We start from the raw sequence: 15,602 nt of genomic DNA, 5'->3' as shown, positions 1-15,602 counted from the left end.
GGGAACGGTGGGTCCACGGATGCGTTCCTGGCCGCGCCGAACACGGCTAACACTTCGTAAAGGCGGCCGACGGGGGCGGAGCCATCTTGTGCTTGCGGATCGCCACGTTAGGCTGTGAGCGAAAAAAGAAACTCGGGGGAGGGGCTTGCCATGAATCGACGCGATCTCTTGCGCGCTGTTGCCGCGGTACCGTTAGCGCACGCTGCGTTGCCCAGCGCGGCCTTCGCCCAAACCTATCCCGCCCGCAACATCACCATGATCGTACCGTTTCCGGCCGGCGGCCAGGCTGATCTTGCGGCGCGCCCCGTGGCGATGGCGCTGGAGCGGATCCTCGGCAAGGCGGTCATTGTCGACAACCGTGCGGGCGGTGGCGGCGGATCGGTGGGCAACGCCGCGGCGGCACGCGCGGAGCCCGACGGCTATACGCTGCTGATGACGCTGTCCTCGCTCGCGGTGCTGCCGGAAGCCGACCGGCTGTTCGACCGGCCCGTCGCCTATGAAGTCTCGCAGTTCATGCCGATCGCGCGCGTTCTGGCCGATCCCACGCTACTTGCGGTGCCGGCCTCGGCGCCATGGAAGACGGCGCAGGATTTCGTCGAGGATGCAAAGAAGCGTCCGGGCCAGATCACCTATGGCTCGTCCGGGCCTTACGGCACGCTGCATGTGGCGATGGAAATGTTCGCGAACAGCGCCGGCATCAAGCTGCTGCACGTGCCGTTCCGCGGCGCAGGTCCCGCGCTGACCGCGATCCTCAGCGGTACCGTGCAGGCGATCGCGGCGGCACCGGGCACGCTGAAGCCGCAGGTCGACGACGGCAAGCTGCGCGTGCTCGGCAATTGCGGTGCGCGGCGCATCGCGAGCTTCCCTGACGTGCCGACCTTCCAGGAACTCGGCTACAAGGATGTCGAGATGTACATCTGGGCCGGCCTGTTCGCGCAGAGCGCGCTGCCGGCGCCGATCGCGAGCCGCCTGCGCGAGGCGATGGCGCAGGTGATGGCGAGTCCGGATGTGCTCAAGGCCTTCGATACCTCGGGCAGTCTCGTCGCTTATCAGGACGCGCCGGCGTTCTCGCAATTCGTGGCGACCGACAGCGCGCGGCTGATCGCGGCGGTGAAAAAGATCGGCAAGGTCGAATAGGTTCCAACCGCGTTTTCACATTTTTTTGTTGCTCCAGAACCTACCCGCGTCTCATTGATTGAAGAGAATTCGAGAGATTCGGGAAGGAATTGGGATATGCGAGCAGAGCGGATGGCGCTGAGTGTGGCGCTTGCGATCGGCGGCATCGCGGCGCAGGGCGCGGCGTTCGCACAGGAATATCGCGGCACGATGGAACAGCAGATGGCCTGCACACCTGATGTGTGGCGCCTGTGCAGCGACCAGATTCCCGACACGAACCGCATCGTGGCCTGCTTGCAGCAGAACACGCCGCAGCTATCGAGCGCGTGCCGCGCGGTGTTCCAGTCGAACAACCAGGCCCAGCCACAGCAGCCAGCCCCGCGCAATCGCGCTACGCCGCCACCGCGCTACAACAACGCGCCGCCTCCGCCCGCGCAGCCGCGGCCCTATGATGAGGACGATTAGCCGGCTCTATGGCCTGACTTCGCAGACGTCGACCCATTCGGCCGCGGTCAGCTCGGCCATCCGCTCGGGCGTGATGCGCACGGCGCTGTGGGTCGAGCCTGCGGCCGGCACCACCACGTCGAACGCCTTCAGCGACACGTCGCAATAGATCGGCAGCGGCGCCTTCAGCCCGAACGGGCAGACGCCGCCGACCTCGTGGCCGGTGATCTCGGCGACCTCTTCCAGCCCCAGCATCTTCGGCTTGCCGCCGAACTGCGCCTTGACCTTCTTGTTGTCCATGCGCGACGTGCCGGCGGCAACGATCAAGATCACGCGCTCGCCGATCCGCAGCGACAGCGTCTTGGCAATCATCCCGGGCTCGACGCCATAGGCTTCGGCTGCAAGCGTCACCGTCGCCGAGCTAATCGGGGATTCGATGACTGATATGTCGGGGGCTTTCTCGGCGAAGAAATCGCGAACGGATTGCAGGCTCATTCCAGGCAGCTCATTGCGGACTTATGGGCGGGCGGCGATCCCGGGCAACTCGGAGAGCGAGCGGACACGATGATCCGGCGCGAACCCTAGCTCATCCATCTGGGTCCGGATCGCCTTGAACATCGTCAGCGGTGCCACGAGTTCGTTCTCCACGCAAGCCAGCGCCATCGCCTCGGGCGTCACCCGCTCGATCCAGGCGACGTTCAATCCGAACGATTTCGCGCCGGCGACGTCCCAGGGATTGGAGGAGACGAACAGCACCTCCTTCGGCTCGGTCCCGAGCATCTCGCCGATCAGCGCATAGGCTTCCGGACTTGGCTTGAAGATTGTCTTCGCATCGACGCTGATGGTGGCATCGAGCAGTCGGTCGAGACCGGAGTTGCGCACGAGCACATTGAGCATGTCCGGGCTGCCGTTGGAGAGGATGGCGAGCTTGCGCGGCTTCAGCGCCGCGAGCGCGGCCGCCGCGTCCGGGTAGAGATCGAGGTGCAGGTATTTCTCGATCACGCGCTCGAACGCCTCGCTGTCATAGGCGAGCCCGAGCACCCGCAGCGTATAGGCGAGCGAGTCGCGCGTGACGGCGGCAAAGTCCTGGTAGCGCCGCATCAGCGAGCGCAACCAGGTGTATTCGAGCTGCTTGATCCGCCAGACCTGCGTGATGATCTCGCCGTAGCCTGGAAACGCATCCTCGGTGATCTCTGCGACCGACTGGATGTCGTAGAGCGTTCCGTAGGCGTCGAAGACGACGGCTTTGATCGTCACGCTGACCTCTTCGCTAGATTCCCAGCAGCTTGCGCGCGTTGGCCTTGAGCACCTTCGGCCGGATCTCGTCGCGAATCTCGATCTTGGCGAAATCCGCGAGCCAGCGGTCCGGCGTGATCACCGGCCAGTCCGAGCCGAACAGCATCTTATCCTGAAGGATCGAGTTGATATAGCGCACCAGGATCGGCGGGAAGTATTTCGGCGACCAGCCGGACAGGTCGATATAGACGTTCGGCTTGTGGGTTGCGACCGACAGCGCCTCCTCCTGCCAGGGGAAGGAGGGGTGCGCGAGGATGATCTTGAGGTCGGGGAAATCCGCGGCCACGTCGTCCATGTACATCGGGTTGGAAAATTTCAGCCGCATGCCCATGCCGCCGGGCATGCCCGAGCCGACGCCGGTCTGGCCGGTGTGGAACAGCGCGATCGCGCCGCCATTGTTGATCTCTTCGTAGAGCGGATACGCCATGCGGTCGTTGGCGTAGAAGCCCTGCATGGTCGGATGGAATTTGAAGCCGCGGACGCCGTATTCCTCGATCAGCTTGCGCGCCTCGCGGACGCCGAGCTTGCCCTTGTGCGGATCGATAGAGACGAAGGGAATGAGGACGTCGAGATGGTCGGAGGCGACCTCCAGCATCTCGTAATTGTTGTAGCGGCGGAAGCCGGTCTCGCGCTCGGCATCGACCGGGAAGATCACCGCGGCGATGTTCTTGGAGCGGTAGTAGGCCGCGGTCTCCGGCACGGTCGGCGGATGCTTGTGCGGCGACTTGAAATAGTCCGCCATCTGCGCCTGGAAGTCGTCATAGCCGTCGTCGGGGTGGGTGCCGCAGGGCTCCTCGGCATGGGTGTGGATGTCGATCGCGACGAGGTCGTCGATATTGGGCAGCTTCAGCTTCGGCATTGGTTTCCTCCCGACAGGTTGCCAAATTGATTATATGATATAACGAAATTGGCAAGGCTCGGCTTCGCTCGGCCTGGACGCGCCGATTGCGGCGATGGGGCCGTTTCAGCCCTTTCCCGAGGTTAATCGGCTCGGAATGACCGGTTCGCATTGACATCCGGTCCTGCGATGCCTTAAGAACCGCCCCGTCCCGGGCGGTCGTCCGCCGGCGGGGAAAATCTCATTTTGCCACATTCGCGCGTGCCGAAACGGTAGTGCCGAACACGGCCTTTCGAACGTTCAGGATTCTGCCATGAAGGTCCGTAACTCGCTGAAATCGCTGCGCGGTCGTCACCGCGCCAACCGCCTGGTCCGCCGCAAGGGCCGGGTCTATGTGATCAACAAGGTGCAGCGCCGCTTCAAGGCTCGCCAGGGCTGATCCCTGCCGAGGGCCCGCGCGCGCTCCGCAAGACCACGGTTCACACGAGTTTGACGCCGCCCTGCTTTGCAAGGGCGGCTTTGCGCGTTTAGACTTCGACCATGGCAGTGAGATTCCTTTTCGCGCGCACCCTGTGTCTGGCCCTCATTCTGGGAACCGCCGGCCTCGCTCCGGCGCTGGCGCAAGATGATCCGCCGGCTGCTCCGGGCAAGCAGAAGAAGCTCCCCGAGGCGCCGGCCAAGCTTCCCAAGGTCGACCGCACCAAGAATCTCGATTTCCTGTTCGGCGCGCTGAAGGCCGCCCCTGACGACGTCAGCGCCAAGCATGTCGAGGCGCGGATCTGGGCGATCTGGATCCAGACGCCGAGCGACACTGCGGCGCTGCTGATGGCGCGGGCCAAGACGGCGGTCGACGCGCAGAAGATCGAGATCGCGATCAAGCTGCTGGATTCAGTCATCAAGCTCAGGCCTGACTATATCGAGGCGTGGAACCGCCGCGCCACGCTCTACTACATGCAGAACGACTATGGCCGCTCGCTTGCCGACATCCAGCAAGTGCTGATCCGGGAACCTCGCCATTTCGGTGCGCTCGCAGGCCTCGGCATGATCATGCAGGAGGTTGGCGACGAGAAGCGCGCGCTCGAGGCCTACCGCAAGGCGCTCGCCGTCAATCCGCACCTCGAAAAGATACCCGACCAGGTCAAGTCTCTGACCGAGAAGGTCGAAGGCCGCGACATCTAGCTTATAACTCGTTCATCTTTCGAGCGATTGCGGCGCGCGGCGATTAACCACGATCACATGCGTCGCGTCGCGAGGGGTATTGCCGGGGCTGCCGTAGGCCTACCTGCATGGCAGGAGCAAAGCCATGAAGCGTTCGATCTTTGCAGCTGTGTTGCTGTTGGCGTCGGGGACGGTGAGCCTCGCCGACGGTCTGTTCTGGGTGGTCGGCAATCGCGCCACCGGCAAATGCAACATCGTGACCAGCAATCCCGTGATCATAGGCGACATCTGGTTCGGCGACGGTCCTTACAAATCCAGGGCCGATGCCAAGCTTGCCCGCTCGACCATCCGTGCCTGTCCCGCGGTCAATCCCGACGAGGACAAAGGCGACGAGGACGGCGCCAACTAGACCTTGTCCGGTCAATATCCGGTCTAGTGCAGGACGTTGTTGCCGCGCTCGGCGAGGCTGTGATCAGCGGCTGCGGCATAGAGTTTCGCAAGCTCCGCCTCGAGATGCTCGTTGATCAGGAGCAGCGCCCGCACCGCGCCGCGCAGATCGCCATTGCAGCTCGCGACGATTTCATCGATCGCGGCATCTTTGGATATCAAACTCATCGAAACATCCTCCGGTTCAAACCAGGGCAATCTGCCGGTCGTTCCCGCGTTCCTGTGGATTGCGAGGATGATCGGCGCCCATCCGCCTCTAGATGGCCGAACCGACCGTGGCGATTATATGGAAGGGGCGATGACGTGCGCATGAAGCTGGTCCGGGGCTGGCGGCCCACCGGAAAGATCATTGATTTTACAGCATTTTTGCCTGTCGCGATTCTAGGGATATCCACAGCCCCGGCATTTCGGTGGAAACCCGACGGGCTTGGCGGCGAAACTACCCATCTGTGAGACCGTAACTGCCATGTGCCCTGGACCGCTCGGACCCTCTCCATGATCTTGATTTTCGTCGTGACGGCGCTGGTTCTGCTGGCGCTCGTCACGCAGGCGGGCGTCTTCGCCTTCCAGCGCGCCTTTCCATCCCAAGGTGACATGGTCGAGGTCGACGGCGCGACGCTTCACGTCGTCGATATCGGTCCACGCGACGCGGGTCCGCCGATCGTGATGTTGCACGGCGCGAGCTCCAATCTCGAAGCGATGCGGCGTCCGCTCGGCGACCTCCTCGCCAAGGACCATCGCGTCATCCTGATCGATCGGCCCGGTCATGGCTGGAGCACGCGTGCGCGGCGGGAGGATTCGACGCCGCAAATCCAGGCGCGCATGATCGACGAGGCGCTTGGCAAGCTTGGCATCGCGCGCGCGATCGTCCTCGTGCACTCCTGGAGTGGGGCGCTTGGCGCGCGGCTGGCGCTCGATCATCCGCACCGGGTCGCCGGCCTCGTCATGCTGGCGCCGGTGACCCATCCCTGGCGCGGCGGCGTCGGCCGCTATAACGAGATCATCGCAACGCCGGTGATCGGCCCGCTGCTCGCCTACACCGTCACGTTGCCGCTCGGATATTTCGTTGCCGAGTCCGGTGCGCGCAATGTCTTCCTGCCTCAGGTGATGCCGGACGGTTTCGTGAGGGATTCGGCGACGCCGCTGTTGCTGCGCCCGCGCGAGTTCATCGCCAATGCCTATGATCTGGTGACGCTGAAGGAATCGGTCGCCGCGCAAGTCGCGCGCTACGACGAGATCAAGGTGCCGGTCGTGATCATCGCCGGCGAGCCCGACAAGACCGTCTCGACCAGCATCCACGCACGCCCGTTCGCCGCGACGGTGCCGAATGCAAGATTGATCGTGCTGCCCGATCTCGGCCACATGGTGCAGAACGCGGTGCCGGATCTCGTGAAGACTGAAATCGAGACGATGATCGGTGACATCGTCCCAGTGCAGGCGGCCGCCGATTAGCGGCCGCCTCTTACGCGCCTACTGCTTAGTTTTCCCGTCCTTGTCGAACTGCGACACGTAGGCCCAGAGATTGTTGATCTCGTTCTCGTTCTTGATGCCGGCGAACGCCATCTTGGTGCCGGGGATCTTGGCCTTGGGGTCCTTGATGTATTCCTTGAACACGGCCTCGTTCCAGGTGATGCCGGAATTCTTGTTCGCGTCCGAGTAACTGTAGTCCGGCGCGGTGCCCGACTTGCGGCCGTCGAGGCCGTTGAGCTCGGGGCCGACCTTGTTCTTGGCGCCTTCGCCGATCGCGTGGCAGGCCAGGCATTTGTTGAAGGACGATTTGCCGGCCGCGACATCCTGCGCCATCGCAGTGGAGGCCGTGGCAGTCACGGTGAGGATCATCAGTGCGCCAAAAGTCAGTTTTTTCATCGGGTGCTCTTCGTCTCTTCCCTGGTGGGTCTTATGGTCGGTGATCATCGGACCTGCCGGTTTTGGCATGGCCCGCTCGGCTTGGACAAGCCACGAAACCATGACAGGTTTCACGATTTCCAACTTGTCCCAGAGCGAACTCGCAGCCGATTGCCGATTCGAGCTTCGGATGGCCTACCCAAACCACCGTGGACGTGGTTGATTTGTCGGAACAAATCGATCATGCCGGGTCAGCCGGAAGGAACACCCAATGGCCATCATGATGCCTGCGAGCGACCAGGCTGTGCTTGCGCGCCGCGCCGAGATCGTCGCCGCGCTGCGCGCCATCGTGCCCGGCGAAGGTGTGATCGACAGCGCCGCCGAGATGCTGGCCTATGAATCCGACGGGCTGACGGCCTATCGGCAGCCACCGATGGTCGTGGTGCTGCCCGATACGACCGAGCAGGTCTCGCTCATCCTGAAATATTGTGCCGGGCAGGGCATCAAGGTGGTGCCGCGCGGCTCCGGCACCTCGCTGTCCGGCGGCGCGCTGCCGCTCGAGGACGGCGTGCTGCTGGGGCTCGGCAAGTTCAAGCGTATCCGCGAGATCGATTTCGACAATCGCGCCGTCGTCACCGAGCCCGGCGTCACCAATCTCGCGATCAGCCAGGCGGTCGCGCATGCCGGCTTCTATTACGCGCCCGATCCGTCGTCGCAGATCGCGTGCTCGATCGGCGGCAATGTCGCGGAGAATTCCGGCGGCGTGCACTGCCTGAAATACGGCATGACCACCAACAACGTGCTGGGTTGCGAAATCGTCCTGATGAGCGGCGAGATTTTGCGCATTGGCGGCAAGTCGGCGGAAAATCCGGGCTACGATCTGATGGGCGTCATCACGGGGTCCGAAGGCCTGCTCGGCGTCATCACCGAGATCACGGTGCGCATCCTGCAAAAGCCGGAGACGGCGCGCGCGCTGATGGTCGGCTTCGCGCAAGTCGAGGCGGCCGGCGAATGCGTGGCGCGCATCATCGGCGCCGGCATCATTCCCGGCGGCATGGAGATGATGGACAAGCCCGCGATCCATGCCGCGGAAGCCTTCGTCCATGCCGGCTATCCGCTCGATGTCGAGGCGCTCCTGATCATCGAGCTCGACGGCCCCTCCATCGAGGTCGACGAACTGATCAGCCGCGTCGAGGCGATCGCGAACGGCTGCGGCTCGACCACCTGCCAGATATCCACCTCGGAAGCCGAGCGCAACCTGTTCTGGGCCGGCCGCAAGGCCGCGTTCCCGGCCGTGGGCCGCATTTCGCCCGACTATCTCTGCATGGACGGCACCATCCCGCGCGGCGCACTGCCGAAGGCGCTGGCGCGTATCCGCGAGCTCTCGGAAAAGTACCAGCTCGGCTGCGCCAACGTGTTCCATGCCGGCGACGGCAATCTGCACCCGCTGATCCTCTACGATGCCAACAAGCCCGGCGAGATCGAACGCGCCGAAGCGTTCGGCGCTGACATCCTGCGCGCCTGCGTCGAGTTCGGCGGCGTGCTCACCGGCGAGCACGGCGTCGGCATCGAGAAGCGCGACCTGATGCCGGAGATGTTCAGCGAGATCGACCTCAACCAGCAGCAGCGGCTGAAATGCGCCTTCGACGCGCAGGGCCTGCTCAATCCCGGAAAGGTGTTTCCGACGCTGCATCGCTGCGCCGAACTCGGCCGCATGCACGTCCATGCGGGCAAGCTGGCGTTTCCGGATATCCCGCGGTTCTAGCTCACGGCATCGCGCCTTCGCTGCAATGCGCCAAATTTGATTTCCACTGTAAACTTCGCTACCGGCTCAGTCGTGGATACGCTCAAGGTCAGAGACGCCAAAGACGTCGAAGAGGTGGTGCGCGCGGCGATTGCCAATGAGCAGCCGCTCGAGATCATCGGGCATGGCAGCAAGCGCGTCATCGGCCATGCGATGGCGACCAACGCCGTGCTCGACATCTCCGCGCTGAGCGCGGTGTCCTCCTACGAGCCCAACGAGCTGATCATCACGCTCCAGGCCGGCGCGCCGATTGCGGACGTGCTCTCGCTGATCGATTCCAAGAACCAGCAATTCGCCTTCGAGCCGATGAATACGGCACCCCTGCTCGGCACGCCTGCGCTCGGAACCGTCGGCGGCATGATCGCGGCCGGGCTGGCCGGGCCCCGGCGTATCAAGGCGGGCGGGGCCCGCGACCATCTGCTCGGGGCGCACGCCGTCTCCGGCTTCGGGGACAGCTTCAAGACCGGCGGCAAGGTGGTGAAGAACGTCACCGGCTACGATCTCTGCAAGCTGCTTGCGGGCTCCTGGGGTACGCTATCGGTCATGACCGAGGTCACGCTGAAGGTGATGCCGAAGCCGGAAGCCGAGCGGACGCTGCTGCTCGGCGGGCTCGACGATGCCGCCGCCAACAAGGCCATGACCGCGGCGCTCGGTTCGCCGTTCGACGTCTCCGGCGCCGCGCATCTGCCGAAATCGGCGTTCCGGGCCAAGACCGATGGGCTCGGCGAGATCGCGGGCCAGGGCGAGGCGCTGACTGTGCTGCGGCTCGAAGGCATCACGGCCTCCGCCGCCCATCGCGCCGGCTCGCTGCGCGAATTGCTGGCGCCATTCGGGGCTGCGACCCTCATCGAGGACGCTGCATCTTCCACGCTATGGGCCACGATCCGCGACGTCCTGCCATTCGGGGCAGGCGGCGCGCTGGGCGCCTGGCCGGTCTGGCGGATCGTCTGCCCGCCGGCGTCAGGCGCGGCGCTCGGAGGGCAATTGGCGCGCGAGACTGGCGGCGACGTGATCTACGATTGCGGCGGCGGGTTGATCTGGGCGGCGCTGCCGCCGAAGGGCGATGCGCACGCCCCGGCGGTGCGCCAGCGCGCAGGCGCTGTCGGCGGGCACGCCACGCTGATCCGTGCGGCCGAGGACGTCAGGCACAGTGTCGATGTGTTCCATCCGCAAGGCCCGGGCGTTGCCGCACTGAGCGAGCGGGTCCGCGCCAGTTTCGATCCGAAGGCCATTCTCAACCGGGGACGGCTGACGCGGGGCGGTGCGACATGAAGACCGAATTCACTCTCGCGCAGCTCGCCGACCCCGACATCGCGGAAGCCGACAAGATCCTGCGCGCCTGCGTCCATTGCGGCTTCTGCACCGCAACCTGTCCCACCTATGTGCTGCTCGGCGACGAGCTCGATAGTCCGCGCGGCCGCATCTATTTGATGAAGGAGATGCTGGAGAAGGACCAGGCGCCGACCGCGGAGGTCGTCAAGCATGTCGACCGCTGCCTGTCGTGCCTTGCCTGCATGACGACCTGTCCGTCCGGGGTGAACTACATGCACCTCGTCGACCAGGCCCGGGTCAGAATCGAGCAGCGCTATCGGAGGCCGCTGGCCGAGCGACTGCTGCGCCAGGTGCTCGCCTTCGTGCTGCCGGACCCGCGGCGCTTCCGCGCCAGCATGCGGCTGGCGCGGCTGGCACGGCCTCTTGCCGTGTTCCTGCCGACGCCGCGGCCGTCGGCCACGCCGGGTCTGATCGAGCGCATCAAGGCGATGCTGGCCTTGGCCCCGAGCCGCCTGCCGTCGCCGGGCCCCGCCGCGGGCAGCGTGTTCGCGGCGCGCGGCAAAAAGCGCGGCCGGGTCGCACTGCTTCAGGGCTGTGCCCAGCAGGTGCTGGCGCCGCGCATCAACCAGGCGGCCATCAACCTGCTCACCCGCCATGGCATCGAGGTCGTGCTGGTCAAGAACGAGCAATGCTGCGGCGCGTTGACCCATCATCTCGGCCACGACGAGGATGCGCTCGCGCGCGCCCGCGCCAATGTGGCGGCTTGGGGGGCGGAAGCCGCAGGCGAGGGGCTCGACGCCATCCTGGTGACGGCCTCCGGCTGCGGCACGATGATCAAGGACTACGGCTATCTCCTGCGCGAGGATCGCGCCTTCGCAGCCGATGCGGCGCGGGTCTCCGCACTCGCCAAGGACATCACCGAATATGTCGCCGGTCTCGGACTCGCGTCGCCTGCGCGACAGGACAACATCGTCGTCGCCTATCACTCGGCTTGTTCGTTGCAGCACGGGCAGAAAATCACGGCACTTCCGAAAGAATTGCTTTCCAAGAATGGATTCGTGGTGAAAGATGTACCGGAGAGCCATTTGTGTTGCGGTTCGGCGGGGACCTACAACATTCTCCAGCCCGACCTTGCGGGCAGGTTGCGCGATCGCAAGGTCGCCAACATCGCGAGCGTCAAGCCGGACATGATTGCCGCGGGCAATATCGGCTGCATGGTGCAGATTGCCAGTGGCACGTCAGTTCCGGTCGTACACACGATTGAGCTTCTCGATTGGGCTACGGGCGGGTCGCGGCCGGCATTGAATTCGTCGAGCTGAGCTTTCGTCCCGAGGTGACGGCTGAACACGCCCGATCGACCATTGGTTGGCGGCAACAGGAGGACCACGATGGCGAAAGCGAAGAAGAAGAAAAGCAAGAAGGCAAAAAAGGCCAAGAAGGCTGTAGCGGCGAAGAAGAAGACCGCAAAGAAGACCGGCAAGAAGAAGTCGGCGAAGAAGACCGCGAAAAAGTCCGCCAAGAAGTCTGCGAAGAAATCGGCCAAGAAGGCCGCACCGAAGAAGGCCGCCAAGAAGGCTGCAGCGAAGAAGGCTGCAAAGAAGGTCGCGAAAAAAGCCGCGCCCAAGAAGAGCGCGGCCAGGAAGAGCCCGGTCAAGCCAAAACCAGCGCCCGCTCCGACGGAAGCGCCGACTCCCGCGGCTTCGACTGCACCGGAAACGAGCTGGGCTATGCCTTCGCCCGCCGGGGACTCGGCTCCGGCCGAAGGGCAGGGCTAAGCCCGCTCCCGCATCCTCCAGAACGACTGCAAGCTGAAGGGCCGTAGCGGTGACGCTGCGGCCTTTCTGCATCGCCGCAGGCCTCTCGGGCAGCCGCCACGTCTCGCGTCAGTCTGATTCGTGGCTTGGGCACCACGACCTCCCGGGCTCAGTACAACCACGGTCCTTCCCCTGCACCTTGGAAGGCAAATAATGTGATCGGGAAGCAACACACGCTGACAACCTTTCGTGGAATCGTCAGAACGCCTAAAAAGTCGGCAGATGCCCGCGTTTTTTGCTTCACGGTTCACATCCCGCAATCCAGATTGCCGCAGTTAGGAAATTTGCAATCAGGTCGCGTGCCCCGGGGGGCTTCCGGGATCCGACTGGGGTCTAAGAACTGGTGATGGGGATCGAAATGAAAAAAGTGGCTTTGTTGGCAACGGCGCTGGCAATGGTGACGACGGGTTCGGCTTTTGCGGCAGATCTGCATGTGAAGGCACTGAAGGCTCCGCCGCCGCCCGCCTTTGACCCCTGGGATATCGCCTTCGGCGGCGCGATCATGAGCGATTACATCTTCCGCGGTGTGACCCAGTCGAACCACCAGCCGTCGGTGGCGGCCTATTTCGAGCCCCGCTACAACATCAACAAGGACCTGCAGCTCTATGTCGGTGTGTCCGCGGAGAGCATCTCCTTCGCCAACCGCGCTGCTGCAGAGGTCGACATCTACGGCGGTATCCGCCCGACCTTCGGTGCCTTCGCCTTCGATATCGGCGTCTGGGGTTACCTGTATCCGGGCGGGAGCTGCGCCGACAACGTGACGACCGGCGGCATTCCCGGCGGCAACGTCTGCGCTGTCAGCACGACCACGATCTTCCTCGCCGACGGCAACGTCATGAAGAAGGACGTCAGCTTCGTCGAAGTCTACGGCAAGATGAACTACACCATCAACGACAGCTGGTCGGTCGGCGTGAACGAGTACTACTCGCCGAACTTCCTGAACTCGGGTGCCTGGGGCAACTACGCTTCGTTGACCGCCAAGTGGATCGCGCCCAGCACGACGTTCGGTGCCTCGGGCTTCGGCATGTATGTCTCGGGTGAGTTTGGCCGGCAGTGGTTCGGCACGTCGGACGCCTTCTACGGCACCGGTGTCGGCACCGTTTTCGCCAACGGTATCCCCTACAAGGACTACAACACCTGGAATCTTGGCGTCGGCTTCACCTACAAGGTGTTCACGCTGGATCTGCGTTACTCCGATACCAACCTGAACAAGGGTGATTGCAACGCCTTCACCAGCGCCTTCAACGCCACCGGTGCCACCAACGTCACCCCGATCAACCCCGGCGGCGCCGGCTCGAACTGGTGCGGCGCGGCTGGTATCGCCAAGCTGTCCTTCGACCTGACGGCGATGACCAACCTGAAGTAAGTTTCTTCCCGAGACGATTTGACGAGGGCGGCAGAGCGATCTGCCGCCCTTTTGCTTTGGGGGAGCGTGTTGCCGGAATTCAATCTGGCATGATGCGCCCAGGTAGGTAGGTTCGATGTCGCCGCATCGTCATGGCCGGGCTTGACCCGGCCATCCACGTATCACCGAGGAAAGAAGAACGTGGATGCCCGGGACAAAGCCCGGGCATGACGCGTTTGCAGAGCGGCGTTTCGAACCAGGCGCGCCTCAGCGCGCTCGGCTCGGCTCCGCCTGAGCCGGCTTGCCGACGTCTCCGAGGACGTGGATCGCGCCATCCTTCACCATCGCGACCTTGCGGGTGTGGAAGGCGTCGAGCGTCGAGCGGTGGCCGATCGAGACGATGGTGGCGTGCGACAGCTTCTCCGCCAGCAGCCGGTAGAGCCGGGCCTCGGACGGCTCGTCGAGCGAGGCTGTGGCCTCGTCCAGGAACAGGTAGTCGGGCGTATGCAGCAGCGCGCGTGCGAGCCCGAGGCGCTGCTGCTCACCGAGCGACAGCATCCGGTTCCAATGGCCGTCCTCGTCGAGCCGGCCCGCGAGGTCGGGCAGCCCGACCGCGAGCAGGGTGTCCCGGATTTGCGTAGTTTCGAAGGCGCCGGGCGCTGCGGGATAGACCACGGCGTCGCGCAGCACGCCGACCGGGAAATAGGGGCGCTGCGGCAGCATCATCAGCTTCGCCTTTTCGGGGATGAAGATGGCGCCGGTGCCGAAAGGCCAGATGCCGGCGATGGCGCGGAACAGCGTCGACTTGCCGGAGCCCGATGGCCCGGTAACCAGCACGCGCTCCGGCGCCTGAATGGTGAAGGCACCGGTGGCGACCAGCGGCGTGCCGTTCGGCAGGTTCACGCAGAGCTGCTCGAGGCCGATAGTGCGGTTGCCGCCCGCCATCTTGAGGGCGATCGCCGGCTCATGCGCCGGCAGGTTTGTGGCCGAGGCGACCGACATCTCGAACCCGTCCAGGCGCGCGACGATCGCGCGCCATTCAGCGAGCGATCGGTAAGCCACGACGAAGAACGACAGCGCGCCCTGCACGCTCGAGAAGGCGGACGCGGTCTGCATCATGTCGCCGAGCTGGATCTTCTTGGCGAAGAAAGCCGGCGCCACCAGCACGTAGGGAAAGATCACGGCGGCCTGCTGATAGCTCGCAGTGAACGCAGTGAGACGCTTGGTCCGGCTCATGATCGCGTACCAATTGCCGATCACGAAGCTGAAGCGATCCAGCAGGCGGCCGCGTTCGGCGCCTTCGCCCTTCAACAGCGCGATCTGCTCGGAATTCTCGCGCACGCGAACGAGGTTGAAGCGGAAATCGGCCTCGTAGCGCTGCTGCTCGAAATTGAGGTTGACCAGCGGCGTGCCGATCCAGTGCGTCAGCGCGGTGCCGAAGATCGCATAGACCAGCGCAATCCAGCACAGATAGCCGGGGATCATGATGTCGGCGCCGAACAGATGCAGCGGCGCGGCGTTGGAGAGACCCCAAAGGATGATCACGAAAGAGAACAGCGTCACGACCGACGAGAGCAGTCCGAGCCCGATGACCAAGGTCTGCTCGACGAAGTTCTTGACGTCCTCGGTGATGCGCTGGTCCGGGTTGTCGGCGGCATCGCCCTTAAGCTGCATGCGGTAATGCGTGGCGCCGTCGAGCCATTCGCCGAGATAGTGCTTGGTCAGCCACTGCCGCCAGCGGATCTGGAGCCACTGGTTCAGGTAAAGCTTGTAGACGGCCAGCGCGATCGCGGTGAAGGCGAGGGCGATGAAAATCCAGATCTCCCGGACGAAGGTGTCCCAGTCACTCGCCTGGAGCGAGCTGTAGAACCGGTTCTGCCACTGGTTCACCAGCACGTCGATCGCGACCAGCGCCAGCTCGATTGCAATCACGGCGGCGAGCAGGCCGCAGCCGGCCCATTTGTCCTCCGATCGGAAATAGGGGACGGCGATTCGCCAGACGATCGCGAGCGTGGCGCGGATGTTGTTCACAGAGCGGGGTCTCCTGCGGGGATGAGCGCAAATGCCTGGCGCCAAATGGCTGAGGCAACGGCGGAAATGAGCGCGCTTAGACTAAAGTCGCAAGTTCCGCAATTTGCGTTGGCTTGTGCGGCCTTGCAACCCTAGCATGGGCGTTAACGGCGCGGGGTGGGGGCCTCCATGACTTCGCGAGCTTGTGAGCGG

General features: G+C 64.2%; 17 protein-coding genes. 11 read left to right on the top strand and 6 right to left on the bottom strand.

Annotated features, from left to right (window positions below; translation table 11 throughout):
- Positions 1-150 precede the first annotated feature (150 nt).
- Together IVB18_RS44285 and IVB18_RS44280 are read left to right on the top strand one after the other, a co-directional pair.
- Positions 151-1,137 carry a tripartite tricarboxylate transporter substrate binding protein gene (locus IVB18_RS44285; RefSeq protein ID WP_247986365.1) on the top strand — a complete coding sequence of 329 codons (987 nt, stop codon included), beginning with the start codon at positions 151-153 and terminating at the stop codon, positions 1,135-1,137.
- Positions 1,138-1,233: 96 nt separating this feature from the next.
- A complete protein-coding gene (locus IVB18_RS44280) occupies positions 1,234-1,581 on the top strand; it encodes a hypothetical protein (protein WP_247986364.1) in 348 nt (115 codons plus the stop codon).
- 6 nt (positions 1,582-1,587) lie between these two features.
- On the opposite strand, the gene IVB18_RS44275 is transcribed toward IVB18_RS44280, so the two are convergent.
- From IVB18_RS44275 to IVB18_RS44265, 3 genes are read right to left on the bottom strand one after another with little or no spacing between them, the layout of a single operon-like run.
- Positions 1,588-2,055: a YbaK/EbsC family protein gene (locus IVB18_RS44275; RefSeq protein ID WP_247986363.1), complete on the bottom strand. Its 468-nt coding sequence runs from the start codon at positions 2,053-2,055 to the stop codon at positions 1,588-1,590.
- 21 nt (positions 2,056-2,076) lie between these two features.
- Positions 2,077-2,817, bottom strand: coding sequence for a haloacid dehalogenase type II (locus IVB18_RS44270; protein ID WP_247986362.1), 741 nt, complete (start codon positions 2,815-2,817; stop codon positions 2,077-2,079).
- A 13-nt stretch (positions 2,818-2,830) separates the two neighbouring features.
- Positions 2,831-3,715 (bottom strand): amidohydrolase family protein, encoded by an 885-nt coding sequence (locus IVB18_RS44265; RefSeq protein WP_247986361.1) that lies wholly within the window; start codon positions 3,713-3,715, stop codon positions 2,831-2,833.
- A 292-nt stretch (positions 3,716-4,007) separates the two neighbouring features.
- On the opposite strand from IVB18_RS44265, the gene ykgO reads away from it, so the two are divergent.
- From ykgO to IVB18_RS44250, 3 genes are all read left to right on the top strand, one after another.
- Positions 4,008-4,133, top strand: a complete 126-nt coding sequence (gene ykgO, locus IVB18_RS44260) for a type B 50S ribosomal protein L36 (RefSeq protein WP_006611362.1) — start codon at positions 4,008-4,010, stop codon at positions 4,131-4,133.
- Positions 4,134-4,234: 101 nt separating this feature from the next.
- Positions 4,235-4,873, top strand: a complete 639-nt coding sequence (locus IVB18_RS44255; RefSeq protein WP_247986360.1) for a tetratricopeptide repeat protein — start codon at positions 4,235-4,237, stop codon at positions 4,871-4,873.
- Positions 4,874-4,997: 124 nt separating this feature from the next.
- Positions 4,998-5,261 (top strand): hypothetical protein, encoded by a 264-nt coding sequence (locus IVB18_RS44250; protein WP_247986359.1) that lies wholly within the window; start codon positions 4,998-5,000, stop codon positions 5,259-5,261.
- A 23-nt stretch (positions 5,262-5,284) separates the two neighbouring features.
- Here the strand turns inward: IVB18_RS44250 and IVB18_RS44245 are convergent, their stop codons facing one another.
- Positions 5,285-5,467 (bottom strand): hypothetical protein, encoded by a 183-nt coding sequence (locus IVB18_RS44245; RefSeq protein ID WP_247986358.1) that lies wholly within the window; start codon positions 5,465-5,467, stop codon positions 5,285-5,287.
- A gap of 327 nt (positions 5,468-5,794) precedes the next feature.
- On the opposite strand from IVB18_RS44245, the gene IVB18_RS44240 reads away from it, so the two are divergent.
- On the top strand, positions 5,795-6,751 hold the full coding sequence (locus IVB18_RS44240; RefSeq protein WP_247986357.1) for an alpha/beta hydrolase: 957 nt from the start codon (positions 5,795-5,797) through the stop codon (positions 6,749-6,751).
- Between the two features lie 18 nt (positions 6,752-6,769).
- Here the strand turns inward: IVB18_RS44240 and cycA are convergent, their stop codons facing one another.
- Complete coding sequence (cycA, locus tag IVB18_RS44235) at positions 6,770-7,165, bottom strand: cytochrome c-550 CycA (RefSeq protein ID WP_247986356.1); 396 nt, start codon at positions 7,163-7,165, stop codon at positions 6,770-6,772.
- 250 nt (positions 7,166-7,415) lie between these two features.
- Here cycA and IVB18_RS44230 point away from each other — a divergent pair, with 250 nt between their 5' ends.
- From IVB18_RS44230 to IVB18_RS44210, 5 genes are all read left to right on the top strand, one after another.
- On the top strand, positions 7,416-8,909 hold the full coding sequence (locus IVB18_RS44230; protein ID WP_247986355.1) for an FAD-linked oxidase C-terminal domain-containing protein: 1,494 nt from the start codon (positions 7,416-7,418) through the stop codon (positions 8,907-8,909).
- Between the two features lie 72 nt (positions 8,910-8,981).
- On the top strand, positions 8,982-10,220 hold the full coding sequence (locus IVB18_RS44225) for an FAD-binding protein (protein WP_247986354.1): 1,239 nt from the start codon (positions 8,982-8,984) through the stop codon (positions 10,218-10,220).
- Positions 10,217-11,539: a glycolate oxidase subunit GlcF gene (glcF, locus tag IVB18_RS44220; RefSeq protein ID WP_247986353.1), complete on the top strand. Its 1,323-nt coding sequence runs from the start codon at positions 10,217-10,219 to the stop codon at positions 11,537-11,539. Before IVB18_RS44225 ends, glcF begins: the two co-directional genes overlap by 4 nt.
- 69 nt (positions 11,540-11,608) lie before the next feature.
- On the top strand, positions 11,609-11,995 hold the full coding sequence (locus tag IVB18_RS44215; RefSeq protein WP_247986352.1) for a histone: 387 nt from the start codon (positions 11,609-11,611) through the stop codon (positions 11,993-11,995).
- Between the two features lie 397 nt (positions 11,996-12,392).
- The gene (locus tag IVB18_RS44210) at positions 12,393-13,400 is read left to right on the top strand and encodes a TorF family putative porin (RefSeq protein ID WP_247986351.1); all 1,008 of its coding nucleotides are present in this window, start codon (positions 12,393-12,395) and stop codon (positions 13,398-13,400) included.
- 246 nt (positions 13,401-13,646) lie between these two features.
- Here the strand turns inward: IVB18_RS44210 and IVB18_RS44205 are convergent, their stop codons facing one another.
- Positions 13,647-15,410, bottom strand: a complete 1,764-nt coding sequence (locus IVB18_RS44205) for an ABC transporter ATP-binding protein/permease (RefSeq protein ID WP_247986350.1) — start codon at positions 15,408-15,410, stop codon at positions 13,647-13,649.
- Between the last annotated feature and the right edge of the window lie 192 nt (positions 15,411-15,602).

Origin of the sequence: Bradyrhizobium sp. 186 (assembly GCF_023101685.1) — a bacterium.
Lineage (GTDB): Bacteria > Pseudomonadota > Alphaproteobacteria > Rhizobiales > Xanthobacteraceae > Bradyrhizobium.
The sequence above is the reverse complement of the archived record's forward strand: the minus strand, read 5'-3'. Positions and strand labels throughout refer to the sequence as shown.

Coding starts and splice junctions, on each gene's coding strand:
- IVB18_RS44255 (WP_247986360.1), top strand. CDS start 4,235: ATGGCAGTGAGATTCCTTTTCGCGCGCACCCTGTGTCTGGCCCTCATT.
- IVB18_RS44215 (WP_247986352.1), top strand. CDS start 11,609: ATGGCGAAAGCGAAGAAGAAGAAAAGCAAGAAGGCAAAAAAGGCCAAG.
- IVB18_RS44210 (WP_247986351.1), top strand. CDS start 12,393: ATGAAAAAAGTGGCTTTGTTGGCAACGGCGCTGGCAATGGTGACGACG.
- glcF (WP_247986353.1), top strand. CDS start 10,217: ATGAAGACCGAATTCACTCTCGCGCAGCTCGCCGACCCCGACATCGCG.
- IVB18_RS44275 (WP_247986363.1), bottom strand. CDS start 2,055: ATGAGCCTGCAATCCGTTCGCGATTTCTTCGCCGAGAAAGCCCCCGAC.
- cycA (WP_247986356.1), bottom strand. CDS start 7,165: ATGAAAAAACTGACTTTTGGCGCACTGATGATCCTCACCGTGACTGCC.
- IVB18_RS44245 (WP_247986358.1), bottom strand. CDS start 5,467: ATGAGTTTGATATCCAAAGATGCCGCGATCGATGAAATCGTCGCGAGC.
- IVB18_RS44280 (WP_247986364.1), top strand. CDS start 1,234: ATGCGAGCAGAGCGGATGGCGCTGAGTGTGGCGCTTGCGATCGGCGGC.
- IVB18_RS44240 (WP_247986357.1), top strand. CDS start 5,795: ATGATCTTGATTTTCGTCGTGACGGCGCTGGTTCTGCTGGCGCTCGTC.
- IVB18_RS44265 (WP_247986361.1), bottom strand. CDS start 3,715: ATGCCGAAGCTGAAGCTGCCCAATATCGACGACCTCGTCGCGATCGAC.
- IVB18_RS44250 (WP_247986359.1), top strand. CDS start 4,998: ATGAAGCGTTCGATCTTTGCAGCTGTGTTGCTGTTGGCGTCGGGGACG.
- ykgO (WP_006611362.1), top strand. CDS start 4,008: ATGAAGGTCCGTAACTCGCTGAAATCGCTGCGCGGTCGTCACCGCGCC.
- IVB18_RS44285 (WP_247986365.1), top strand. CDS start 151: ATGAATCGACGCGATCTCTTGCGCGCTGTTGCCGCGGTACCGTTAGCG.
- IVB18_RS44230 (WP_247986355.1), top strand. CDS start 7,416: ATGGCCATCATGATGCCTGCGAGCGACCAGGCTGTGCTTGCGCGCCGC.